The organism is Nocardiopsis sp. ATB16-24 (assembly GCF_030271535.1).
Classification (GTDB): Bacteria; Actinomycetota; Actinomycetes; order Streptosporangiales; family Streptosporangiaceae; genus Nocardiopsis.
In genome coordinates, this window is sequence record NZ_JASCXJ010000003.1 from 210,939 (window position 1) to 233,061 (window position 22,123).

Below are 22,123 nucleotides of genomic sequence, written 5' to 3' on the forward strand. Positions count from 1 at the left end.
GGTCAGGGCGAGTGCAGACGAAGAACCGCGTGCTCGGCCCAGTCCGGAGGCCGGGTCACCCTGGAGACCACGATCATCGTGGCGAAGGCCAGCGGAATCGTCCAGGCGGCGGGTTGGGCCAACAGCACCGTCGCCCACCCCGCGGGGGTGGGCAGCAGGATCGACCATCCGACCGCACCGGTCGCGGTCACCGCTCCCACGATCAGCCCCCAAGCGGCGCCGGGCAGGGTCAGACGCCGCCACCAGATCCCCAGGACCAGCAAAGGACAGAACGTGGACGCCGCCACGGTGAACGCCCACACCACCAGCACGTTGATGTCGGTCATCTGCGCGGGCAACGCGAGCAGCACCGCCACGCACGCGCCCACGGCCACCGCCAGGCGCAGCCGCGGCACACTTCCCTGGAACAGATCGTGCGACAATCCGCCGGCCAGCGCCAACAAAAGCCCTGAGGAGGTGGACAGGAACGCCCCGAACGCACCCGCCGCCACCAACGCGGTCAGCACCGTGCCGACCGAGCCCGGGACCGCCTGCGCGGGCAGTACCACCGCCACCGTGTCGGTGCCCTGCAACAGCACCAACTGCGGTGTGAGCACCCTGCCCAGGAGCCCGTACACCGTCGGGAACAGGTAGAACAGACCCAACAGGGCGATCACGCCCACCGCGACCCTGCGCGCGGTCCGCGCCGTCGGGCTCGTGTGGAAGCGCATGATGACATGGGGCAGGCCCATACAGCCGAGCGTGATCGCCAGCAGGGTCGACCACGTCTCGAACAGGGGGTGGCCGCCCACGTTCAGCAACGGCGTGCTCCACCGCTCACTGCCCAGTTCCGGCAGTCCCACCGGGCTGGGGATGGCCGCGCCCTCGGGGAACGCGTACTCGGTCCCCTCCGCCACGGTGTGCTCTCCGGCGCCGAGCTCCACCTCCCCGCCACCGGGCGTGGTCACCCTCACCGGCTCCTCCAGGGTGAAGCGGGTCCCCACGGTGAACTCCACCGAGGTCCTCTCGGGGAACCGGGTGTCCCACTCCGGGTGCAGCGCCTGGGTACGGGTGTCGGGGCTGGAGTGCACCATCAGGTAGATCGCGGGAATGGCGAGGAAGGCCAGTTTGACGACGTAGTGGAAGGCCTGCACGTAGGTCGCCGACCGCATGCCGCCGGCGGCGATCGACCCGCTCACCACCAGGCCCGCGAGCAGCACCCCCACCCAGTACGGTGTCCCGCTGACCAGGCTCAGGACCACACCCGCGCCCTTGAACTGGGGCACCAGGTACAGCAGCATGATCACCAGGACCACGCAGCCGCACAACTTGCGCAACCGCGGCGCCCCCAGCCGGTACTCGGCGAAGTCGGGCACCGTGTACGCCCCCGACCGGCGCATCGGCCCGGCCACCAGGGCGACCACCGCCACGTAGCCCGCCGTGAACCCCACCGCGTACCACATGGTGCCCAGGCCGTTCTTGAGCACCAGTCCGGACAGTCCCAGCACGGAGGCGGCCGACAGGTACTCCCCGGCGATCGCCATCGCGTTCCAGTTGGGGGAGATCCGACGCGAGGCCACGAGGAAATCGGAGGTGGACCGGGCGGCCCGCACTCCGTAGACGCCGATCACCAGGCTGGTGACCAGGACCAGCCCGATCGCCAGGACCGAGATCACCGCTCGCGCCCCCCGGCTGCTCGGCGCCTTGGCGAGGCCCGGTCCTCCACGCGCTCGGCCGAGCGCACGTGCCACAGTGCCAGCGCGAACAACAGCGGGTAGACGGCCACCGTCAACAGCAGCCACGACACCGGGACGTCCCACAGCCTGACCTTCCCCAGGACGGGGAGGGCCGCGAAGGCCCCGCTCATGCCGAACAGCAGCAGTGACAGCAGGGCCACGGTGCGCACCGCGACACGCCGCTGGGTGCGAAAGAGGCGGCGGGCCGCCTCGGTGTCCACCGGTCCCGGCAGAGGCAGCAGGTGCTGTGCGGGCCGGTTGCCCCGGGCCAGGGCGATCCGTGTCTGGGGGCTGGTCAGCTTCTCGCGTCGTGGGCTCATGGCACCCGCCGGGAGGAGTGGTCGGCCTCACCGCCGCGCGGTCGGGAGGAGGGCCCGGTCTGGGCGTTCGCGGACCGGCCCAGCTGGTCGCGGCGGGCCGCCTCCAGGAGTTGGGCGCGCAGGTGGCGGCCGTGGCGACGGCTCACCGGTACGTCCCCGGCGGGCGTACCCGCCACCAGACCGGAGGAGGAGGTCACCCGAAGGTCGCGCACCCACGGAATGGCGACGAGGTATCCACGGTGGACCCGGACGAACCCCGCCGAGGCCCACACCTCCTCCAGGTACGACAGCGACAGCCGGATCAGGTGGCCGCCGTCGGCGGTGTGCAACCGGACGTAGTCGCCCTGGGCCTCCACGAACTGCACCTCGTCGCGCTTGACGAACACCGTGCGTCTGCCCGTGTCGATCTGCACCACGTGAAGGTCCTCGGCGGGCGTGATGTCGCCCTTGGGGTGACGCAGTTGGGCGATGCGGCCCACGGCCTCGGCGAGGCGTTCGGGCCGGATGGGTTTGAGCAGGTAGTCCACGGCGCCGATGCCGAACGCCTCCACGGCGTGGGCCTCCGAGGCGGTCACGAACACGATGGACGGCGGTTCGGAGAGCACGTTCAGCACCCTGGCCACGTCCATGCCGTCCAGCCCGGGCATGAGGATGTCCAGGAACGCGGCGTCGATCGTGGTGGTCCCCAGCAGTCGCACGGCCGTGGCCCCGTTGTCGGCCACGAGGACCTCCGCCACCTCGGGCATGGCTCCGAGCAGGGACGCCATCTCCTCGCGGGTGGAGGCCTCGTCCTCGACGACCAACACCTTGAGCTCGGGCTTCACTGTGCCACCACCCCCCTGGTGAACCTGGGTATGCGCACGGTCACCTTCGTGCCCTCTCCGAGCGCGGTCTCGATCACCAGACCGTACTCGGGTCCGTAGACGGCGCGCAGCCTCTGGTCCACGTTGGCCAGCCCGACGCTACGCGACTCCGGTCCCGTCCCCGCCAGCAGGGAACGGGCCAGTTCGGGGTGCATGCCCACCCCGTCGTCCTCGATCTCGATGACGCACAGCGGGCCCTCCCCGAAACCGGAGACGCTGATGTGGCCGCGCCCCTCCTTGCGCTCCAGCCCGTGCCGGATGGCGTTCTCCACGATCGGCTGCACCACCAGGAAGGGAACGGCCACCGGCAGCACCTCCGGGGCCATCCTCACGGTGATGTCCAGCCGGTCGTGGAACCGGGCGCGTTGCAGTTCGAGATAGGTCTGCGTGGCCTCCAGTTCCTCTGAGAGCGTCGCGTAGTCGCCCTTCTCGGAGAAGCCGTAGCGCAGGTAGTCGGCGAAGTCCGACAGCAGGTGTCGGGCGCGGTCGGGGTCGGTGCGCACCAACGCGGCGATCACCGCCAGGGCGTTGTGCACGAAGTGCGGGGAGATCTGTGCCCGGAGCGTGCGAAGGTCGGCGGCGGCGATGCGCGCCCGGGTCCGGCGCAGGGCCGCGTGGTCCAGGCAGTCCGACACCAGGGCCGCTGCGGCCTCGACATCGTCCTCCACCGGATGGCCCGAGGCCACCAGGGCGCCGGAGAGTTCGTCGTCGACGATCAGGGGGACCGCGCACACCGAGGTTCCGTCCGTCAGGCGGGTGCGCGTGTTGCTGCCGTACTCGAAGACCTGGGCGAGCAGACCCTTGACCTCCTGCGGGTCGGGTTGCCTGCCGTTACCGGCGACGGGGCCGTCCAGGTCGGCGAGTACGACGCCGTCCACGTCCAGGAGCCGGCGCAGCCGCCGTGCGGCCGCGGGTACCTTCCTGCCGTGCAGCCCATCCTGGAGGTCGACGCCCAGGGCGTGGACCTGACGCATCAACGCGACACTCGCTCGCTGCTCCGACGACGCTGGGCGCCGTCGGGAGGGGGACATCCGCGACAGCCACCGATATGACACGGAACGACCCTATCCCAGCCGGATGTGCCGACGCTCACATGGCGGGCGTCGTCTTCTGCCCTCATGGCGTGGAAGGGGCGTCCGTTGCGAACACGGGCCGGGCCCGTCGCCCTGTGGGACGACGGGCCCGGGAAGGGCTCGGGGCGGTGGTCGTACCGGAAACGGAGCGGGCCTTCCGGTCGAGGCGGACCACCGATGGCCGTCCCCGAGCGCATGGCTCCTTACCTTTCTTCTGGGAGTTCCTCTTAGTGGTCGGACGCCTTCTCCGCTCCGGCGCCGGTCAGAGCGCGGACCTGGAGCATCGCGAACTTGTCGAAGTCGCGTTCCTTGGACATCAGGGTGCCGACGACCGCGCACAGGAGGCTGATCGGCACCGACACCAGGGCCGGGTTGGGCAGGGGGAACCAGGCGAAGTCCGCGTCGGGGATGAGCGCGCTCTCCGAACCCGAGACCACGGGGGAGAAGAAGACGAGGCCGACGGCGCTGATCAGACCGCCGTAGATGCCCCAGAGGGCGCCGGAGGTGTTGAACCGCTTCCAGAACAGACTGAGCAGCAGGGTCGGCAGGTTGGCCGAGGCCGCCATCGCGAACGCCAAGGAGACCAGGAAGGCCACGTTGAGGTTCTGCGCGAACACGGCCAGGACGATCGAGACCGTGCCCACACCCAGGGCGGCCATACGCGCGACCCTGACCTCCTCGGTCCCCGTGGCCTTGCCTCCGCGAAGGACGGAGTTGTAGAAGTCGTGCGCGATGGAGGACGAGGAGGCGATGACCAGGCCCGCCACGGTGGACAGGATGGCCGCGAAGGCCGCGGAGGCGATGATCGCCAACAGGACGGCACCGGCCATGTCGCCGCCGATGGTCTCACCGACCGCCTGGGCCAGTTGCGGGGCGGCCGTGTTGCCCGCCGCGTCCTGGGTGCTGATGGCCTCGTGGCCGACGATGGCCGCGGCGCCGAAGCCCAGCACCAGGGTCATCAGGTAGAAGACGCCGATGAGGCCGATGCCCCAGTTGACCGACTTCCTGGCGCTCTGGGAGTCGGGGACCGTGTAGAAGCGGATGAGGATGTGCGGAAGACCGGCCGTACCCAGTACCAGGGCCATGCCCAGGCTGATCAGGTCCAGCTTGTTCCACATGGTCTGGAGCGGGTCGCCCGCGACCTCCACGCCGTAGCGCAGACCGGGCTCCAGGAAGCCTTCCTTGCCGCTGGCGTTGGCGGCGTCGGTCATCAGGGCGCCCAGGTTGAACCCGTACAGCGACAGGGTCAGCAAGGTGAGCAGTGCGGCACCGGCCATGAGGATGACGGCCTTGATGATCTGTACCCAGGTGGTGCCCTTCATGCCGCCGAAGGTCACGTAGACCGTCATCAGCAGGCCGATGACCACGATGCCGACGATCTTGGCGGTGGCGGCGTCCATGCCGAGGAAGGTCTCTCCCGGCTGAATGCCCAGCAGCAGGGCGATGAGCGCGCCCGCGCCGACCATCTGGGCCAACAGGTAGAAGATCGACACCACGAGGGTGGAGACCGAGGCCGCGGTGCGGACGGGTCGCTGCCGCATACGGTAGGACAGCACGTCGCCCATGGTGTAGCGGCCGGAGTTGCGCAGGAGTTCCGCGACCAGGAGAAGGGCGACGAGCCAGGCGACGAGGAACCCGATGGAGTAGAGGAAGCCGTCGTAGCCGAAGAGGGCGATCATGCCGGCGATGCCCAGGAAGGAGGCGGCCGACATGTAGTCGCTGCCGATCGCCAGACCGTTCTGAAGGGGGGAGAAGCCGCGGCCCCCCGAGTGGAAGTCGGTGGCGGATCGGGTGTTGCGGCCGGCCCACACCGTGATGGCGAGCGTGGCTGCGATCATGAGGACGAAAAGGACGATGGTGACGATACGGCTGCTTTCGCTGACCGTGTCGACCGCTTCCTGAGCGAGGATCATCGGCCGCCCTCCTTGCTCGTCACACCGTTGTGGAGTTCGTCGCGCAGTTCGGTCGCCCGGACGTCGAGCTTGCGGCGCGCGTAGCCGGTGTACAGAACCGCGATCCCGAAGGTGGAGACGAACTGTAGGAGGCCGAAGACGAAGGCGACGTTGACGCTGCCGAAGAGCATGGTGCCCATGGCGCCGCGGCCGAACGCGGACATGAGCACGTACAACAGGTACCACGCCATGAAGGCGACGCTCATCGGGAAGACGAAACCATAGAGGCGCTTCTTGAGTTCGACGAAGCGCGGGTCGCCGTGCATCGCGACGTAGGCCTCGCTCCGTATGGACCCGGCCTCGTCCCCGCCGCCGGGGGGCGGGACCGGATCCTTCGTGGGCCTGTCCGTTGACATGAAAACCTCCGGGGGATCGGCGGACAGCCGGTGACAAGAGTGTCTCGACCGTGTGATCTGCATTACCTCGAACTGTAAGGAGGGACACCGCACGACAAGAGGGTGCGCACGTCAGCGCGCGCCGAACGCGGGGGAGGAGCGTCGAGCGGTCGCCCAGCGCGCGCCGAACGGTCGGGTGACGCGCCGAACGGTCGCCGAGTGGTGAGGCGTTCCGGCACAGGGGTCCGTGCCCGGTGGAAGACGTCGGACACGGGAGGGAAGGAGGCCGCGGCCCACCCCGGGAATCCGCCCCTGCCAGGGGCGTTGTAACCTACGTGGCACCGCCTGCCGCGCGATCCGCTCGCGTCGGCGGGATCCGGACCCCGGACGAGGTGCGCCGTACCCGGTGACGACAAGACGGCGCGTTCACGTACGCACGCACGTCACGGAGGTAACGGGCCATGGCCTGGGTTGTTCTTGTGATCTCGGGGCTCTTCGAAACCGCGTGGGCGATCGCGCTCAGCGCCTCCCAGGGGTTCACCCGTTTGTGGCCGTCGGTGATCTTCGCGGTCACCATGGTGGTGAGCATGGCCGGTCTGGCCTACGCGCTGCGCACCATCCCGGTGGGGACCGGCTACGCCGTCTGGGTGGCCGTCGGGGCGAGCGGGACCGCCCTGGTGGGCATGTTCTTCCTCGGAGAGGGGTTCAGCGTTCCCAAGGCGCTGTGCCTGCTGCTCGTCATCGCGGGCGTCATCGGGCTCAAGGTCCTGAGCTGAGTCGTCGGCACCGCGCCTACCCGTCCGAGGGACCGCCCGCCCCGGAGGTCGTCGAGGGCTCGGCCGGGGACGGTTCCTCCAGGAGCACCCGATGCCCTCCGGTGTAGATGTTCATGGAGGCGCCGCGCAGGAAGCCGACGAGCGTCATGCCCGCCTCCCTTGCCAGGTCCACGGCCAGGGAGGAGGGCGCGGAGACGGCGGCCATCATGGGGATGCCCGCCATCCACGCCTTCTGCGTCAGCTCGAAGGAGGCGCGCCCGGAGACCAGCAACACGGTCTCCCGCAGTGGCAGGCGACCCGAGCGAAGCGCCCAGCCGACCAGTTTGTCCACCGCGTTGTGCCTGCCCACGTCCTCGCGCAGGGCGAGCAGCTCGCCCCGCGGGGTGAACAGGCCCGCGGCGTGCAGGCCGCCGGTGCGGTCGAACACGCGCTGCGCCCCGCGCAGTCGCTCGGGCAGTGAGACCAGGACGTCCATACCGATGCGCAGTCCGTCCTGGGCCACCGGCCACCGGGCCTGGGTGCGCACGGCGTCCAGGCTCGCCTTGCCGCACAGCCCGCAGGAGGAGGACGTGTAGAAGTTGCGCTCCAGGGAGGTGTCCGGACGGGGAACGCCCGGAGCCAGCGACACGTCGAGCACGTTGTAGGTGTTGGAACCGTCCTCCGTGGCGCCGGCGCAGTAGCGGATGGCGATGACCTCCTCCTCCCCGCCGACCACGCCCTCACCCACCAGGAACCCCGCCGCGAGGTCGAAGTCGCTGCCGGGGGTGCGCATGGTGACGCTCAGTGGTTCGCCGTCCAGCCTGATCTCCAGGGGCTCCTCCACGACGAGCGTGTCCACGCGCTCGCCCGTGATCCCGTCCCTGATCCTCAGGACCTTCTCCCGGGTCGTGATCCGTCCCATCGGCGCACCGCCTTCCGCTGCATCCGGTCCACCCCTCCACCCGCGCCGGGAGGCGCACACCGTGGCCGTTCTCCGACCCTCCACGTTCGGCTACCCGTCCTGAGCGGTCCGGACTCGTGGAACTCCGGTCAGCATCCCACGCGCGCCGCGAAGGGTTCTCAGCGCCCGGCCAGGAGTTCCTCGACCACCCTGCCCACACCGTCCTCGTGCCCGGCGGGGGCCACCCGTAGTCCCAAGGCGGGGTCGAGCAGGTCGGGGCGCCCACTGGCCATGGCGTACCCGACGCCCGCCCAGGACAGGGCGGCCAGGTCGTTGGGCATGTCCCCGAAGAAGACCACGTCCTCGGAGGAGATCCCCCACCGGTCGCAGACCATGGCGAGGGTGGTGCCCTTGTTCACGCCCGGCGCGCTCACCTCCAGCAGACCGTGGGCACCCGAGTAGGTGACCTCCGCCAGTGAGCCGACCGCCTCCGTCGCGGCCTCGTGCAGCACGTCCACCGGAGTGTCCCGGCACCGTACGAGCAGTTTGGTCACCGGAACGGCCCGCTCGAGGAGTGCGTCGGTGGTCTCCAGCACCTCCCGCACCCAGTCGTGGGGGACCCACGGTTCCACGAAGTAGTCGGAGTCGTGGAAGAAGTCGGTGCCGGTCTCGACCCCGAAGCCGATGTCGGGCAGGGAGTTGCGCAGTTTCTCGACCACCACGGCGGCGGACTCCGGTGCGATCGCCCGTGTCAGGGGGTCCTCCCCCGAAACGTGGGCGATGGCTCCGTTGCCGCATATCACCGCGGCACAGGGGAGCTGTTCGGCGATGTGTCGGGTGGTCCGGGGTGGACGCGCGGTGGCGATCACCACCTTGACGCCCATGTCCGCGGCGGAGGTCAGGGCACGTCGGTTACGTTCGGAGACGAGGCCCTCGGCTCCGAGGAGGGTGCCGTCGAGGTCGGTCGCGATCACACGGGGAAAGGCCATGATGCGCATTATGGCCGCTGCCGCCCACGAAACGAAGAGCCGGACGTTCCCGCCCACAGGTAGGGAGTCCGCCGCCTTTGAAGGTCCTCGCGTCGGCGGAGAACACGCACGTACCGGATCCGGCCCGTGAAGGGACGCCCGCTCGGGTACGCGTGTCGCGCGGCCCCGTCGGGGGCCGAGTACGGCGCGGACCCGCGCCGGGCCGAACCCCGTCTCCCGCGTCCACAGTGTCGGCGCCACCTGGAGGCGGAACTCCGATGCGCACCCGTGCCGTCCATCGACGCGCCGGGACGGACCGAGCACCCCCACCGATCCCCGGTGACGTGGGACGTGGGTCGCCGACCCCAACGGTGCGGCCGGTTCGTCGATGGACGACTCCGTCTCCTTGACCCTTGACTTCGTGGGGACACGAAGTCCCACACTGGAACCGCCTGGCGAGAAGCGGAGAGCGACACCATGGACAAGCGGACCAGACGTGTACGAAGCCGGTGGGAACGGATGTCGGCACGGTATGACAAGGGGGAGAGAACACAACGGCTCGTCCTCGGCGACATCCGTGCCCGTCTGTGCGCGGCGGCGCGCGGTCGGGTGCTGGAGGTCGCGGTGGGCACCGGCCACAACCTGCCGTACTACCCCGACGGGGTGGAGATCACCGGGGTGGACCTGAGCCCCCGCATGCTGGCGCGGGCACGGGTGCGGGCGGCGGAACTGGGAAGACGGGTCGATCTCCGGGAGGGCGACGCCCAGGACCTGCCCTTCGGTGACGAGGAGTTCGACACCGTCGTGTGCGCGCTCGCCCTGTGCACCATCCCCGACCAGTACCGGGCCCTGGCGCAGATGCACCGGGTCCTGCGGCCGGGCGGGCTCCTGCTGCTGGTGGACCACGTCGAGTACACCCGCCGGCCCTTCCGACTGTTCGAGACGCGTAAGGAGTCGCCCCGGAGGCTTCCCCGGCACGTCGCCGTCGACGTGGGTTTCACCGTCGACGACCACGACCGGACCGCGTGGGGCTTCGTCGAACGGGTCACCGCCCACCGGAGTGGATGAGAGCCGAACCGGCGACGCGGTATCCGGTCCGCTGCCCCGGAGGCAGCCGGATGTCCGAAACCCGCGACGTGGCGCCTCGTCACTTTTTCCTCGGCGCTGCGACGGGACTTCGCCCCGACCCGGTGTGACAGTTGTCCCATGGCTACGCACAGCGAACTGCGAGACTTCTGGGAACGCCGCCTCGAAGGCGACTGGACGGAGAGCGGTGTCGGATACCGGGCTCTGGGCCGGTCCTTCAACACGTGGATGTACCGGGTGCGCGAGGAGGTCTTCCTGCGTGAGACCTCCCGCCTGGCCCCGGTCCCGAACCGTGTCCTGGACGTGGGCAGCGGAACGGGCTTCTACGTGGACCTGTGGGCGAGGATGGGCGTCGACGACGTCACCGGCTGCGACATGACCGACGCGGCCGTGCAGCGCCTACGCCACAGGTTCCCCGACCACCGTTTCGTCCAACAGGACGCCGCGGACCTCGACGCGTTCGACGCCGACGCCTTCGACGCGGTCTCCTGCATGGACGTGCTCTTCCACATCACCGACGACGAGCGCTACACCAGCGCCCTCGGCGAGTTCGCCCGGGTGCTGCGCCCCGGCGGCCTCCTCGTGGTCTCCGAGAACTTCCTCCGACGTCCGGAGCAGCGCGGCGAGCACCAGGTCAACCGGACCCTGGAGTGGATCACGGACGCCGCCGGACGAGCCGGGTTCGACCTGATCCGCCGCGTGCCCATGCTCGTGTTGATGAACGCCCAGGTGGACGCCCCCGCGCCGTGGCGCAAGGCGTGGGGCGGCGCTCTGCGCGCGGTCACCCTGACCGAGCCGACCGGGTGGGCGGCGGGCGCCGCCCTGTACCCGTGGGAGCGGCGCCTGGTCCGGCGCCGTAGGGAGAGCCCCACCACGGAGATGGCGGTGTTCCGCCTCCGGGGTTAGCGCGAAGTCGCCGTTTCCTCCTGAGCGGAAAAGGATGCTCACCGCCGATAGTGGGTAGCGGGATACGGTTGATGTCCACGTTGTGTCGCGACCCCGTCCGGGTCGGGCTCGTGTCACCGCGAACATCATCCTGCTCGGGAGGTGACTGTGCGACGCTCCACCATCGTGTCGGTGGCCAAATGGGGGCTCGTGGGTCTGGTCGGTACCCAGGTCGCGGTGGCGGTGACCCTCATGGGGATCAACCACTGGCGGAAGAAGTCCATGCCCCGCCGAGCACCCTTCCCACGCACGCCCCCGGCGGAGTTCCCGGTGGGGGACACCGGAACCGAGGCCACGGTCTACACCTACGGTGAGGACCTGTTCGAGGACATGCTCACGGAGATCCGGGGAGCTCGAAAACGCATCCTGTTCGAGTCCTACATGATCAAGGACGACAGGGTGGGAAGGACCTTCAAGAAGGAGCTCATCGAGGCGGCCGACCGGGGCGTCGAGGTGTACGTGATCTACGACGGCTTCGCGAACCTGGTGGTGCCCTCCTCCTTCTTCCGTTTTCCTCCCAGCGTCCACGTGCTGAGATACCCGGCCTTCCGTCCGGGGGTCCTTCTGCTCAACATTCGCAAGTCCGGCCGTGACCACCGCAAGATCCTCACCATCGACGGTGAGGCGGGGTTCGTCGGTGGATACAACATCGGGGCGCTGTACGCCACCGACTGGCGTGACACCCACATGCGGATGTCCGGCCCGGCGGTGTGGGAGCTGGAGAACGCCTTCATCGATTTCTGGAACATGAACCGACGCCCACACCACCCCGAGCTGGAGAACCTGGGCGAGACCGACTGGGACGCGCACCTTCGCGTGCACCGCAACGTCCCCGAACAGCTGATCTACCCCATCCGGGCGATGTTCCTGGAGGCGGTCGACAGGGCCCAGGAGAGGGTGCTGTTCACCCAGGCCTACTTCATGCCCGACCGGGAGTTCCAACGGGTGATGCTCGACGCCGTGGAACGGGGGGTGGAGGTCCACGTCCTCGTACCGGAGAACTCCAACCACGCCGTCGCGGACTGGATATCCCGTAGCCAGTACGCGGTGATGCTGCGCGGAGGGGTGCGGCTGTGGCTCTACCAGGACGCCATGGTGCACGCCAAGACCGCGACGGTGGACGGCCGCTGGTCCACGATCGGCACCGCCAACGTGGACCGGCTGAGCCTGATCGGCAACTACGAGGTCAACGTGGAGATCTTCGACGAAGGCGTGGCCAGGCACCTGGAGGAGGTCTTCGCCAACGACCTCACCAACTGCCGGGAACTGACCGCGCGGGAGTGGGAGGAACGCTCGCTCCTGGCGAGGTTCGGGGAGGCCGTCCTGGCCCCCTGGCGGCCGTTCCTGTGACGGAGCCGTCGTTCCCGCGCGCGGAGACGACACCTCCACGCGGGCGGATTCCGCCGAGGGGCCGACCCCGGTGACTCGGCCACGCCCCGGCGCGGCCCGACACCGAGGTCAGGGCCGGCGAGGGGGCGGCGGTCCCAGACGTTGAGAGAAGAACGGGTCCGGCTCGGTCTTGCGGGGGCGAGGGCCGCCCCAGTGCTGGGGGCCCGGGTGGGGTGTGCGATGGAGCGCTCCCGCGATAGCGGAGGGTGAGGCGCCCCGCTGCCGCGCGGGCGGCCTGGTCTCCTCGTGCTCCTCCGGCCGTTCGTCCTCGGAGCGTTGTGCGCGCGTCATCCGACCTCCCCTGACCTGCCTGTACTTTCCTTCCATGATCGTTCGGCCCCGCCTCGATGTCATGTGGACACGGTGGGTGAGGGGGCGTGTCGTCGTTCCGTTCGGGGAACCGGCCGCCCATGGGGCCCGTCCGCCCCACGGGGGGCCGGCGGCGGGCCCCGAGCCGGTCAGGGCAGACGCAGACGAAGACGGGTGACACCGGCGGGGACCGTGGCGAGGACGCCGTCGTCGGTCCCCGTGACCTCGATGGGGGAGTCGACCGGCCCCGCGTCGCGCACCCCCACGAGGAGGACCTTCCACCCGTGCGGAGGAGGGGTTCGGGCCTCCACCGTGACCCCGTCCTCCGAACGCGTGGTGTGGAAGACCACGGCCGCGGAACCGTCGGCGGCCGGTACGACGGTGCTCGTCCGCGGGGCCCGATGCCCGGCTCCGTACACGCGCAGGGTCAGTCCGTCGGTGTAGTCGTAGTCCGGACGTCCGTCCACCGCGCCGACGGGCAGGACCGCGTGGGGCCGGACCAACAGGGGCAGGGAGTCGAAGCCGTGGACCTCCCGGCGCCAGGCCGGGCCCCGCACGGTCCGGCCTGTGAGCAGGTGGGTCCACACCCCCTCGGGGACGTAGTACTCCACGGAGCCGTCCGGACTCAGCACGGGAGCGACCAGGAGGTCCTCGCCCAGCATGTACTGCGTGTCGAGGTGATGACAGGTCGGGTCGTCGGGGAACTCCAGCAGCATCGCGCGCATCACGGGCACGCCTCGTTCGTGGGCCTGCACCGCCGCCCCGTACAGGTAGGGCATGAGCCGGCACTTCAGGCGGGCGAAGGCACGGGCGACGACGGTCGACTCGTCGTCGAACTCCCACGGCACACGGTAGGAGCGGCTGCCGTGCAACCTGCTGTGCGAGGAGAGGAGGCCGAACGCGAGCCACCTCTTGAACAGCGCGGGGTCGGGGGTTCCTTCGAAACCGCCGATGTCGTGGCTCCAGAAGCCGAACCCCGACACCCCCAGGGACAGGCCGCCGCGCAGGCTCTCCGCCATGGCCTCGAACGTGGAGGCGCAGTCTCCGCCCCAGTGGACCGGGAAGCTCTGACCGCCCGCCGTCGCCGAGCGCGCGAAGAGCACGGCCTCCCCCTCGCCCCTCTCACGGCGCAGCAGGTCGAACACCGTCGCGTTGTAGAGCTGCGTGTAGTAGTTGTGCATGCCCTGTGGGTCGGAACCGTCGGACCACACGACGTCGGTCGGGATCCGTTCACCGAAGTCGGTCTTGAAGCAGTCCACGCCCATGTCGAGGAGGGACTTCAGCTTGTCGGCGTACCAGGCGCGCGCGTCGGGGGAGGTGAAGTCGACCAGGGCCATCCCCGCCTGCCACATGTCCCACTGCCACACGGTCCCGTCCGGTCGGCGGACCAGGTGTCCCAGTCTCGCCCCCTCCTCGAACAGCGCGGAACGCTGGGCGATGTAGGGGTTGATCCAGACACAGGTCCGCAGCCCCCGGGCCTTGAGTCGCGAGAGCATGCCGACGGGATCGGGGAAGACATCGGGATCCCACTCGAAGTCGCACCAGTGGAACTCGCGCATCCAGAAGCAGTCGAAATGGAACACGCTGAGCGGGATGTCACGTTCCGTCATGCCCTCGATGAAGCGGTTCACCGTGTCCTCGTCGTAGGAGGTGGTGAAGGAGGTGGACAGCCACAGTCCGAAAGACCACGGCGGGGGCAGCGCGGGACGCCCGGTGAGCGCCGTGTACCTGTCCAGGACCTCCTTCGGGTCGGCCCCGTGAACGACGTAGTAGGTCAAGGAGTGGTCCTCGACGCTGAACTGCACGCGCCCCACCGACTCCGAGCCGACCTCGAAGGACACCGGTCCGGAGTGCGCCACGAAGACGCCGTAGCCACGGTTGGTCAGGTAGAACGGCACGTTCTTGTAGGCCTGTTCGCTGCTCGTGCCGCCGTCCGCCTGCCAGATGTCCACGGTCTGGCCGTTGCGCACGAACGGGGTGAAGCGCTCGCCCATGCCGTACACGAGTTCGCGGACGCCCAGGGACAGTTGGCCGAGCATGTGATGGGCGCCGTCGGCGTCCTCGACGAAGCCGGTGCCCCTGGCGTCGACCCTGGTCAGTGTGGCGTCCCCGGCGCGGAACTCCATCAGCCAGGGGCCTTGGGTGGCCACCCGCAGGGAGAGGCCCGCGCTGCTCAACTCGATGGTGGAGTCGTCCCGTCGCACCGCGGGCGGGGGGCCGGTACCACCGTGGACCTCGAACGAGGGGGTGCGGCGGACCGAGCCCGACAGGTGCGTGGTCCGGACGCCGATCACACCGGGAGCGGGCGACCAGCAGTCGACCGTGATCAGTGGTGTGTTGAGCGTGTCTCCCCGGTGAGCCACCGAGCGCACCGGGGCGTAGAGGGTGAACCGGTCCCCGTGCACCCGGACGTCGCGCACCTCGCGCGCGTGGTGCGCGCGGACGCCCTCTCGCATCAGCCAGAAACCATCGGTGAACTTCATGAACGGCCTTCACCTTTCGTCTTACGTCCCGGATCGCCGGAGGTGAGGCGACGGGTCGCTCGGTCGGGTCGCCGGGGATCTCGGCGACCGCGGGTTCTTTCGCGTGGCGGCGTGGGTACCGCGCGGGGAGGAGGGTGCGGCCGGGGATCCGACGGCGTCCCGGGCCTCGATGCGCGGTCCGACCGTCGCGGAGGGTGAAGGTGTGCGTGCATCCGTCCCTCCGGGAGTCGAAGCGCCTGGAACAGGGTTGTCGAAGCGCTTCGACAACGTCCGACATGGTACGGAACGGCATTTTCGGTGACAACCCTCTCTCGCTCGGTTCTCGGAACGGGGCGAGGCGGGATGTGCGGGGGCGTTCGGGGCGTGAAGACGGGGCGGACCGCCCCGGACATCGATCCCAGGACGATCCGGCGGCTCCTCGGCCGCGCACGGGAGTGTCGCGGCGCGCCCGCCGGACGACGGGAGAGGAGAGACGGGTGTCGCCGCACGGGCGCAGCCACGGCTGCCGGGGCACGGCGAGGAACTCGCGGAACCGGACCCCGAAACGGGACTGGGGCCCCTCGTGAAAGAGAAGCCCCAGGTCATGAGGGCGGCCCCGGCGGGATGCGAACCTGCGGCACCCGCCTCAGGAGAGCGAGCACGGTTCGTTCAAGGAGGTTCGCCGGGGTTCCGACCTGAGAAGGCGTACTTCGCCGTACCCCGGTGAAGGGCAGCGAACCGAGACCGGAAAGGGGTCGAACTCGGCGGGGGAGAACGACCCTCTCCACCCGCGAGGCTTCGCCCCGAGACGGGAGTGACCGAGGATGAGACCTTTTCGCCGGCCCCGCCGGACGACCACCGTCGCCATGTCGATGCCCCGCGGGCATCGCTGCGCTGGTGTCCTACCCGCACATGTACGAACTCGCTCCGCGCCATGGCGAACCCGAGCGGCGCGCGGTCCTGTTCCCCTTGTCGGTGGACGGCGTGATCGTCGCCTGCTCAGCGACGAGCGTCAGGGCCAGGATGCCGGAACCACGGAGCGCCCGGACCGGCCCGCTCGCCACCGGAAACGCACTCGGGCACCGGCTGCGGTGCGGCTTGGGCACCGATGCCGCCCTCTCACCGGTACGACGATCCGTCGTCCCTTCCTCCGCTCCGCCTACCAGGACCGGCTTCACCCGATGATTCTTGTTCATGTTCGCCCTTGTCTTCATCCGGTCGTCGTGGGGGACGAGGCCGGTCGCCGTCTGTCCTGGCCAGTGGTGATCGCGGACCGACCGAGAACGCACGGTGAACGGGGAGCCAGGGGTTTCTCGGGGATCGATGAAGGCGACCGGCGACGGATCGGCGGGCGCCGTGAACGGGGTCCCCGCACGCGGGGCACTCCCGTGGAAGCGGCGAAAGCGAGATCCCGAAGAAATCCGCTGCGACGGTGCCCTCTTCGAGGGTGCCCTGTAAGCACCGAAGGCCAAGACCGAAGTCCTGACCTTGGGTGCCGCGTGGACGGCCGGTACTTCGAAGACCCGGCGTGCCTCAGGGGAGGGGCCCACCCCGGAGGTAGCGTTCGAAGCGGTCCGGCAACTCCTCGCCCGAGACGGTTTTGACGCCCGCTATCCGCACCCGGCGTTCTTCGATCCGCCACCGGTCGCCCTCATCGACCAACCGATCCTCGTAGTTGCCCCAAACGTGCAGTTGGAGGTCGGTCTCGGTGTTCTCGTGAAAGGCGTACACGTAGGTGATCGTCTCGGCTCTGCCCTCACCCAGGGAGAGGTGGTTGATCGTCGAACAATGGTGGTTCGTAGCGGTGTACCGGCCGGTGGCCGCCTTGAAGAGCTCGGTGAGCGCCTCGCGCCCGCGGGTGATGTTGCCGTGGCCATAGTCGAAGCGGGCGTCCTCGGTGAACAGGTCGACCAGCAGATCGATGTCGCAACGGTCGACCCCGCGGCTGTAGGCGTGCAGCGTGTCGGCGATACGGGAACGGTCCAGTAGTTCGTTGAGGTCGGCAGGGTTCATCGGTCCTCCTCGGTCTCTTCGGCGAAGCCCGCGAGGATCTCTTGCAGTCGGTCGGGGTCGTCGCCGGGCCAGGGGTAATAGGAGGACACGCGATCCAGCCGCCCGGCGTACCGCTCCCGGCACAGGCGCGGCATGTCCTCGGGCGAACCGACGAGTGCGATCTCGTGGAGCAGGGTGTCGTCGATCTGTGCGCCCATCTCCGACCAGCGACCCTCGCGCGACATCGCCTGCAACTCGGGCTGGAGTTCGCCATAGCCCACGCTTTCCAGGACCGGGCGGTACGCGGGGGTCGAGGCGTAGAAGGCGATCTGCCCGCGTACTTCGCGTGCGCGTTCGGCGATTTCCTCCTCGGTGTCGCCCATCACCATGAAGAGCGGAACGTAGAGTTCCACATCGGAGCGTTTCCGTCCCGAGGCGGCAAGGCCTCGCTCCAAAGCGGGGAGGGTCACCTCGTCGAGGTAGGTCGTCGTGGTCATGCCGTGCAGCAGCAGCCCGTCGCACAGCTCACCACCGAGTTCGGTCATCTTCGCCCCGACCGCGGCGATCATCGTCGGGATCCGGTGTTCGTGGTGGTGCGGGGTGAAGACCGGGGTCATGAGGGTGTGCTGGTAGTACCGCCCCTGGTAGTCGAGGCGGGTCCCCTCCCTCCAGGCGGTGAAGATCGCGTCCAATGCCTGAAGGAAGTCGCGCATGCGGGCGACCGGGGCGCCCCAAGGCATCGAGAATCGGCGTTCGACATGAGCCCGGACCTGGCTTCCCAACCCCAGGGTGAACCTTCCCCCCGACATCGCCGCCAATTCCCAGGCCGAGTACGCGGTCGACATCGGGTTGCGGGCGAAGGCCACCGCGATCGCGGTACCGACGCTGATGTCCTTCGTCGACATCAAAGCGGCCTGGGACTGCAAGAACGCGTCGGTGACGCTCTCACTGGCCCAGACACCGTCGAAGCCCAGGCGTTCGGCTTCGGCCGCGGCAGGTCCGCAGCCGAACGCCGAGGAACCGATCAAACCCATGTCGATCTTCATCGTGCGTCCTTCGGTAGGTGGAGAACCCGCTCGCCCACGGTGTTCTTGAGGATCTCGTCGGTCCCCCCGCCGACCCGCAACCCGGGGAGGCCGAGTGTCAGCTCGGACCAGGCGTAGGTCCCCCAGTCACCGGAATCGGCGACATGGGCGGCGCCGAGGACGTCGGCGGCCAGATCGCTCATGGAACGCAGTAGGTCGGTGGCGAGCAGCTTGCTGAGGGCGAGTTCGGGACCGGGGGTGCCGCCGCCCTCCAAGAAACGTGCGGTGGTCAGTCGTGCGGCCCAGGCACGAACGGCGATCCGCGCCGCGGCGTCCCGGGTCTGCGCGTCGATGGGCGTACCGACGTGGCGTACGAGGTCGAGGAGTCGCTCGACGAGTGCCTCGTCGACGCCCACCTCGGTACCGATGGCCGAGCGTTCATTGAGTAGGGAGGTGACGACCACGGACCACCCTTGGTCGATCTCGCCGATGCGTCGCTCGTCCGGTACGTAGACGTCGTCGAGGAAGACCTCGTCGAAGGAGGCTCCGCCCGTGAGCTGCCGGATCGGTCGGATCTCGACCCCGGGTGAGTCCATATCCAGCAGGAAGGTCGTGAGGCCGGAGTGCTTGGGCTTGTCGGGAGAGGTGCGGGCGATGCACAGACCCACATCGCTGTAGTGCGCGCCGGAGCTCCAGACCTTTTGGCCGGAGACGCGCCAGCCTTCGCCGTCACGGACCGCGCGGGTCGTCAGTCCCGCCAGATCCGACCCCGCCCCCGGCTCGGAGTAGAGCTGACAGGCGATCAGTTCCGCGGAACGTAGGAGGGGCAGCCAGGAACGCCGCTGTTCCTCGGTGCCGTGCGCGAGCAGTGTCGGTGTGAGGGTCGAGACGCTGAAGCGCACGTACGAGTCATCGGGGAGGTCGAACTCCGACTCGACCTCGCGTAGGACGGCGGCATGCGCCGGAGAGAGTTCGCGACCGCCGAAGGCCCGGGGCCCTTCGACCCAACCGAGCCCGTGTTCGGCCAGGTAGGAACGGTATCGGCGTAGCGCGCTCAGTTCCTCGGCTTCGCCTTCGGAACGTTCCGCGACCACGGAGACGCGGTCGTCTCCGACCCCCCAGCGTGTTGCTTCCTTCTGTCGCCGCTCCGCGAACCCGGCGAGTTTCTCGGTCGCTTCGCGCCTGAACTCGTCGAGTCCCGAAGGCCCCATTGGTTCGCTCATGCCTCTCCTGATCAGATCCCGTGTCACCGCTTGGTGTCGCGCTGCTTCCCCTCATGGTTGCGGTGGTGGATGGGGGCACCTACAGTAGCAAAGCAAGTGCTTGATTGAAATGCTGTTTCCCGGAGGAGACGGCAGAACGGAGGTCGCGTGGTCGGCATCGAGTCCTACGCCGTCTATGTCCCGACCGGCCGCCTGGATCGTGCAGCCATCGGGAAGACGCTCAAAGCCCCCAGGAGACGCGGTGTCCGCCCGGTCGCCTCCTACGACGAGGACAGCACGACGCTCGCCGTCGCGGCGGTGCGACGAGCGATCGGTGCGGACGGCGATATCGACGGGTCGCTGTGGTTCGCCACTTCGTCGCCGGCCTACCTGGAAAAGTCCAATGCCGCGACCGTCGCGGTCGCCGGTGGGTTGCCCGAAACGTGCGCGGCCTATGACGTCGGCGGTGCGCTCCGGGGCGGTGCGGGTGCGTTGCGGGCCGGCCTGGCCGAAGGCAACGCCGTCGTGGCCGCCGCCGATCTGCGCTACGCGTTGCCCGGCTCCGCGGACGAGTCGGAAGGCGCCGACGCCGCTGCCGGGTTCGTGGTGGGTCCGCGGGCGGTGGCGGAACTGGTCGCGAGCGTGTCGATCACCAGGGAGCTGCTGGAACGTTGGCGCGAGCCCGGTGAAGCACGCATTCGTACCTGGGAGGACCGCTTCGGCGCCGAAGAGTACGTGCCTTTGGGGCAGCGTGCTCTCGACGAGGTGCTCGACCGTTGCGGGGTCGCCCCCGAAGACCTCCGTAAGGTCGTGATCAGCACACCGCACTCGCGGACACGGGCGGCACTGAAGAAGAAGTTCAGCGCGGGGCAGGCGGACCTGGGGGTCGTGTCGGATCTGGGGTACGCCGGTGCCGCCGACCTCGGCGTCGGTCTCGTCGCCGCCTTCGACGCGGCCGCACCGGGCGACCTGGTGCTGGCGATGAGCGTGGTGGACGGCGCGGACGCCTTCGTCTTCCGGATGACCGAGCGGCACCGCCCCGGAAAGAGCGGGTTGGAGAACCTCGATACGTCGACCGTGGAGGTCTCCTACGCCGACTTCTTGACCTGGCGGGGCCTGCTCCCACGTGAGCCTGCGCGACGCCCCGACATGAAGCCGCCGGTTCCCCCGGCTTCGCGACGCACCGGCGAGTGGAAGTTCGGCTTCGTCGCGAGTCGGTGCCGCGAGTGCGACTACCGCAACCTTCCACCGCGTCGGATCTGTCTGCGGTGTAACTCACGTGACGCCTCCGTACCGGAACCGATGATCGGCGTTCCGGCACACGTGGCGACCCTCACCGATGACTGGCTCTCCGAGTCCGTGCAGCTTCCGGCCAAGGTCGCCGCGGTCGACTTCGAGGGCGGCGGACGATTCGAGTTCGAGTTGGCCGACGCGGTGGACCAGGCCGTCAACATCGGAGATCCCGTGGAGCCGACGTTCCGTGTGGCCGGAGTCGCGGGCAACAAGGTGCGTAATTACATCTGGAAGGTGCGTCCGCACCGAGAAGAGGACTGCTGATGGCCACCCATGCGCTGAAGAATCCCGTCGCCATCGTGGGGATGGCGTGCACGAAGTTCGGTGAGCACTGGAGCCTTTCGGTCGACGACATCCTGATCGAGGCGACCCACGGGGCGGTGGACAGCGTTCCCGGGCTCGAACTCCAACAGGTGGACGCCTTTTGGCTGGGGGCGATGACCTCCGGCGTCTCCGGCCTCACCCTGAGCCGACCGTTGGGTATGCGGCACAAGCCGGTCACCCGGGTCGAGAACATGTGCGCCACCGGTTCCGAGGCGTTCCGTAACGCCTGTTACGCGGTCTCTTCGGGCGCCTACGACGTGGTCATGGCGGTGGGGGGAGAAAAGCTCAAGGACGCCGGTTACTCCGGGCTGGAGATGCCGAGCGTGCCCAACGACGGTACGCCGCCCGTCCTGAGCGCCCCGGCGATGTATTCGATGATCGTGCCGGCCTACGCCCGTCGCTACGGCGTCAGTGAGGCACAGGTCAAGGAGGCGATGACGCACATCGCCTGGAAGAACCACGCCAATGGCGCGCTCAACCCGCGTGCCCAGTTCCGCAAGGCGACGCCGAAGGAGACCATCGCCTCCGCGCCGGCCCTGGCGGGTGACCTCAGCATCTTCGATTGCTCCGGCGTCGCCGACGGTGGAGCCGCTGCCGTCATCGTCCGTGCCGAGGATGCGCTCAAGTACACCGATCGTCCGCTCTACGTGCACGCGTTGGCGCTGGACGCCGGCTCGGGCACCGGACGTAACGACAGTGACTACGACTACTCGGACCTCGCCGAATCGCGTGTGTCCGCGGAGATCGCCTACGCCCAGGCGGGAATCACGGACCCGGCCACCGAGGTCTCCTTGGCCGAGGTGCACGACTGCTTCACCCCGACCGAACTCGTCCTCATGGAGGAACTCGGGTTCTCCCAGCGTGGACAGGCCTGGCGTGACGTCCTGGACGGTCGTTATGACCGTCTCGGCTCGCTCCCGGTGAACATCGACGGTGGTCTGAAGAGTTTCGGTCACCCGATCGGGGCGAGCGGGCTGCGAATGCTCTTCGAGATGTGGCTTCAGTTCCGAGGTGAAGCCGGTGACCGACAGGTCCCCACTCCGGGTTTCGGCCTGGTGCAGAACCAGGGCGGCAGCCCGGGTGACCTGGTCAGTGCGGTCACCATCGTGTCCTCTCGGCCGCCCGGGGCTTGAGCACGGTGTGCGTCGGCGGGAGGGCCGGTACGAGAACGTACCGGCCCCCGACCGACTATGACACCATGTTGAACCATGTCG

The 22,123-nt window shown here is 69.0% G+C and carries 20 protein-coding genes and 1 riboswitch; of the genes, 7 read left to right on the forward strand and 13 right to left on the reverse strand.

Features of this window, described 5'->3' with window-relative positions:
• Nucleotides 1–2: 2 nt before the first annotated feature.
• The 6 genes from PFX91_RS05215 to PFX91_RS05240 all read right to left on the reverse strand — a co-directional run bounded on the left by PFX91_RS05215 (nucleotide 3) and on the right by PFX91_RS05240 (nucleotide 6,279).
• Entirely contained in the window at nucleotides 3–1,655 is a 1,653-nt protein-coding gene (locus tag PFX91_RS05215) for a sodium/solute symporter (protein WP_285729802.1), read from the reverse strand.
• Complete coding sequence (locus PFX91_RS05220; protein WP_285729803.1) at nucleotides 1,652–2,035, reverse strand: hypothetical protein; 384 nt, start codon at nucleotides 2,033–2,035, stop codon at nucleotides 1,652–1,654. The genes PFX91_RS05215 and PFX91_RS05220 overlap by 4 nt, the downstream gene beginning before the upstream one ends.
• Nucleotides 2,032–2,859 (reverse strand): LytR/AlgR family response regulator transcription factor, encoded by an 828-nt coding sequence (locus tag PFX91_RS05225; RefSeq protein ID WP_285729805.1) that lies wholly within the window; start codon nucleotides 2,857–2,859, stop codon nucleotides 2,032–2,034. The genes PFX91_RS05220 and PFX91_RS05225 overlap by 4 nt, the downstream gene beginning before the upstream one ends.
• Nucleotides 2,856–3,872, reverse strand: coding sequence for a sensor histidine kinase (locus PFX91_RS05230; protein WP_285729806.1), 1,017 nt, complete (start codon nucleotides 3,870–3,872; stop codon nucleotides 2,856–2,858). The genes PFX91_RS05225 and PFX91_RS05230 overlap by 4 nt, the downstream gene beginning before the upstream one ends.
• Nucleotides 3,873–4,198: 326 nt before the next feature.
• Entirely contained in the window at nucleotides 4,199–5,884 is a 1,686-nt protein-coding gene (locus tag PFX91_RS05235; protein ID WP_285729807.1) for a monocarboxylic acid transporter, read from the reverse strand.
• Complete coding sequence (locus PFX91_RS05240) at nucleotides 5,881–6,279, reverse strand: DUF485 domain-containing protein (RefSeq protein ID WP_285729808.1); 399 nt, start codon at nucleotides 6,277–6,279, stop codon at nucleotides 5,881–5,883. The genes PFX91_RS05235 and PFX91_RS05240 overlap by 4 nt, the downstream gene beginning before the upstream one ends.
• A 339-nt stretch (nucleotides 6,280–6,618) precedes the next feature.
• Nucleotides 6,619–6,685: riboswitch (guanidine-III (ykkC-III) riboswitch) on the forward strand.
• Between the two features lie 34 nt (nucleotides 6,686–6,719).
• Here PFX91_RS05240 and PFX91_RS05245 point away from each other — a divergent pair.
• The gene (locus PFX91_RS05245) at nucleotides 6,720–7,034 is read left to right on the forward strand and encodes a DMT family transporter (RefSeq protein ID WP_285729809.1); all 315 of its coding nucleotides are present in this window, start codon (nucleotides 6,720–6,722) and stop codon (nucleotides 7,032–7,034) included.
• A 16-nt stretch (nucleotides 7,035–7,050) separates the two neighbouring features.
• On the opposite strand, the gene fdhD is transcribed toward PFX91_RS05245, so the two are convergent.
• A complete protein-coding gene (gene fdhD / locus PFX91_RS05250; RefSeq protein ID WP_285729810.1) occupies nucleotides 7,051–7,935 on the reverse strand; it encodes a formate dehydrogenase accessory sulfurtransferase FdhD in 885 nt (294 codons plus the stop codon).
• A gap of 158 nt (nucleotides 7,936–8,093) precedes the next feature.
• A complete protein-coding gene (locus PFX91_RS05255; RefSeq protein WP_285729811.1) occupies nucleotides 8,094–8,912 on the reverse strand; it encodes an HAD-IIB family hydrolase in 819 nt (272 codons plus the stop codon).
• A gap of 447 nt (nucleotides 8,913–9,359) precedes the next feature.
• Here PFX91_RS05255 and PFX91_RS05260 point away from each other — a divergent pair, with 447 nt between their 5' ends.
• The 3 genes from PFX91_RS05260 to PFX91_RS05270 all read left to right on the forward strand — a co-directional run bounded on the left by PFX91_RS05260 (nucleotide 9,360) and on the right by PFX91_RS05270 (nucleotide 12,263).
• Nucleotides 9,360–9,950, forward strand: coding sequence for a class I SAM-dependent methyltransferase (locus PFX91_RS05260; RefSeq protein WP_285729812.1), 591 nt, complete (start codon nucleotides 9,360–9,362; stop codon nucleotides 9,948–9,950).
• A gap of 138 nt (nucleotides 9,951–10,088) precedes the next feature.
• Complete coding sequence (locus tag PFX91_RS05265; protein WP_285729814.1) at nucleotides 10,089–10,874, forward strand: class I SAM-dependent methyltransferase; 786 nt, start codon at nucleotides 10,089–10,091, stop codon at nucleotides 10,872–10,874.
• Between the two features lie 147 nt (nucleotides 10,875–11,021).
• Nucleotides 11,022–12,263 carry a phospholipase D-like domain-containing protein gene (locus PFX91_RS05270; RefSeq protein WP_285730083.1) on the forward strand — a complete coding sequence of 414 codons (1,242 nt, stop codon included), beginning with the start codon at nucleotides 11,022–11,024 and terminating at the stop codon, nucleotides 12,261–12,263.
• 108 nt (nucleotides 12,264–12,371) lie between these two features.
• Here PFX91_RS05270 and PFX91_RS05275 read toward each other — a convergent pair whose 3' ends face one another.
• Nucleotides 12,372–12,593 carry a calcium-binding protein gene (locus tag PFX91_RS05275; RefSeq protein WP_285729815.1) on the reverse strand — a complete coding sequence of 74 codons (222 nt, stop codon included), beginning with the start codon at nucleotides 12,591–12,593 and terminating at the stop codon, nucleotides 12,372–12,374.
• A 167-nt stretch (nucleotides 12,594–12,760) separates the two neighbouring features.
• Nucleotides 12,761–15,094, reverse strand: a complete 2,334-nt coding sequence (yicI, locus tag PFX91_RS05280) for an alpha-xylosidase (RefSeq protein WP_285729816.1) — start codon at nucleotides 15,092–15,094, stop codon at nucleotides 12,761–12,763.
• Between the two features lie 864 nt (nucleotides 15,095–15,958).
• Between yicI and PFX91_RS05285 the strand changes: the two genes are divergently transcribed.
• The gene (locus tag PFX91_RS05285) at nucleotides 15,959–16,258 is read left to right on the forward strand and encodes a DUF2637 domain-containing protein (protein ID WP_502888260.1); all 300 of its coding nucleotides are present in this window, start codon (nucleotides 15,959–15,961) and stop codon (nucleotides 16,256–16,258) included.
• A gap of 348 nt (nucleotides 16,259–16,606) precedes the next feature.
• Here PFX91_RS05285 and PFX91_RS05290 read toward each other — a convergent pair whose 3' ends face one another.
• From PFX91_RS05290 to PFX91_RS05300, 3 genes are read right to left on the reverse strand one after another with little or no spacing between them, the layout of a single operon-like run.
• Nucleotides 16,607–17,086: a nuclear transport factor 2 family protein gene (locus tag PFX91_RS05290; RefSeq protein WP_285729817.1), complete on the reverse strand. Its 480-nt coding sequence runs from the start codon at nucleotides 17,084–17,086 to the stop codon at nucleotides 16,607–16,609.
• Nucleotides 17,083–18,111 carry a TIGR03617 family F420-dependent LLM class oxidoreductase gene (locus tag PFX91_RS05295; protein ID WP_285729829.1) on the reverse strand — a complete coding sequence of 343 codons (1,029 nt, stop codon included), beginning with the start codon at nucleotides 18,109–18,111 and terminating at the stop codon, nucleotides 17,083–17,085. Before PFX91_RS05295 ends, PFX91_RS05290 begins: the two co-directional genes overlap by 4 nt.
• A complete protein-coding gene (locus PFX91_RS05300) occupies nucleotides 18,108–19,313 on the reverse strand; it encodes an acyl-CoA dehydrogenase family protein (protein ID WP_285729831.1) in 1,206 nt (401 codons plus the stop codon). The genes PFX91_RS05295 and PFX91_RS05300 overlap by 4 nt, the downstream gene beginning before the upstream one ends.
• Nucleotides 19,314–19,460: 147 nt before the next feature.
• On the opposite strand from PFX91_RS05300, the gene PFX91_RS05305 reads away from it, so the two are divergent.
• Together PFX91_RS05305 and PFX91_RS05310 are read left to right on the forward strand one after the other, a co-directional pair.
• Nucleotides 19,461–20,849, forward strand: coding sequence for a hydroxymethylglutaryl-CoA synthase (locus PFX91_RS05305; protein WP_285729833.1), 1,389 nt, complete (start codon nucleotides 19,461–19,463; stop codon nucleotides 20,847–20,849).
• Nucleotides 20,849–22,042 (forward strand): acetyl-CoA acetyltransferase, encoded by a 1,194-nt coding sequence (locus PFX91_RS05310; RefSeq protein ID WP_285729835.1) that lies wholly within the window; start codon nucleotides 20,849–20,851, stop codon nucleotides 22,040–22,042. The genes PFX91_RS05305 and PFX91_RS05310 overlap by 1 nt, the downstream gene beginning before the upstream one ends.
• Nucleotides 22,043–22,123: the final 81 nt, after the last annotated feature.

Coding starts and splice junctions, on each gene's coding strand:
- PFX91_RS05295 (WP_285729829.1), bottom strand. CDS start 18,111: ATGAAGATCGACATGGGTTTGATCGGTTCCTCGGCGTTCGGCTGCGGA.
- PFX91_RS05235 (WP_285729807.1), bottom strand. CDS start 5,884: ATGATCCTCGCTCAGGAAGCGGTCGACACGGTCAGCGAAAGCAGCCGT.
- PFX91_RS05220 (WP_285729803.1), bottom strand. CDS start 2,035: ATGAGCCCACGACGCGAGAAGCTGACCAGCCCCCAGACACGGATCGCC.
- fdhD (WP_285729810.1), bottom strand. CDS start 7,935: ATGGGACGGATCACGACCCGGGAGAAGGTCCTGAGGATCAGGGACGGG.
- yicI (WP_285729816.1), bottom strand. CDS start 15,094: ATGAAGTTCACCGATGGTTTCTGGCTGATGCGAGAGGGCGTCCGCGCG.
- PFX91_RS05300 (WP_285729831.1), bottom strand. CDS start 19,313: ATGAGCGAACCAATGGGGCCTTCGGGACTCGACGAGTTCAGGCGCGAA.
- PFX91_RS05245 (WP_285729809.1), top strand. CDS start 6,720: ATGGCCTGGGTTGTTCTTGTGATCTCGGGGCTCTTCGAAACCGCGTGG.
- PFX91_RS05265 (WP_285729814.1), top strand. CDS start 10,089: ATGGCTACGCACAGCGAACTGCGAGACTTCTGGGAACGCCGCCTCGAA.
- PFX91_RS05230 (WP_285729806.1), bottom strand. CDS start 3,872: ATGCGTCAGGTCCACGCCCTGGGCGTCGACCTCCAGGATGGGCTGCAC.
- PFX91_RS05275 (WP_285729815.1), bottom strand. CDS start 12,593: ATGACGCGCGCACAACGCTCCGAGGACGAACGGCCGGAGGAGCACGAG.
- PFX91_RS05310 (WP_285729835.1), top strand. CDS start 20,849: ATGGCCACCCATGCGCTGAAGAATCCCGTCGCCATCGTGGGGATGGCG.
- PFX91_RS05290 (WP_285729817.1), bottom strand. CDS start 17,086: ATGAACCCTGCCGACCTCAACGAACTACTGGACCGTTCCCGTATCGCC.
- PFX91_RS05260 (WP_285729812.1), top strand. CDS start 9,360: ATGGACAAGCGGACCAGACGTGTACGAAGCCGGTGGGAACGGATGTCG.
- PFX91_RS05255 (WP_285729811.1), bottom strand. CDS start 8,912: ATGCGCATCATGGCCTTTCCCCGTGTGATCGCGACCGACCTCGACGGC.
- PFX91_RS05240 (WP_285729808.1), bottom strand. CDS start 6,279: ATGTCAACGGACAGGCCCACGAAGGATCCGGTCCCGCCCCCCGGCGGC.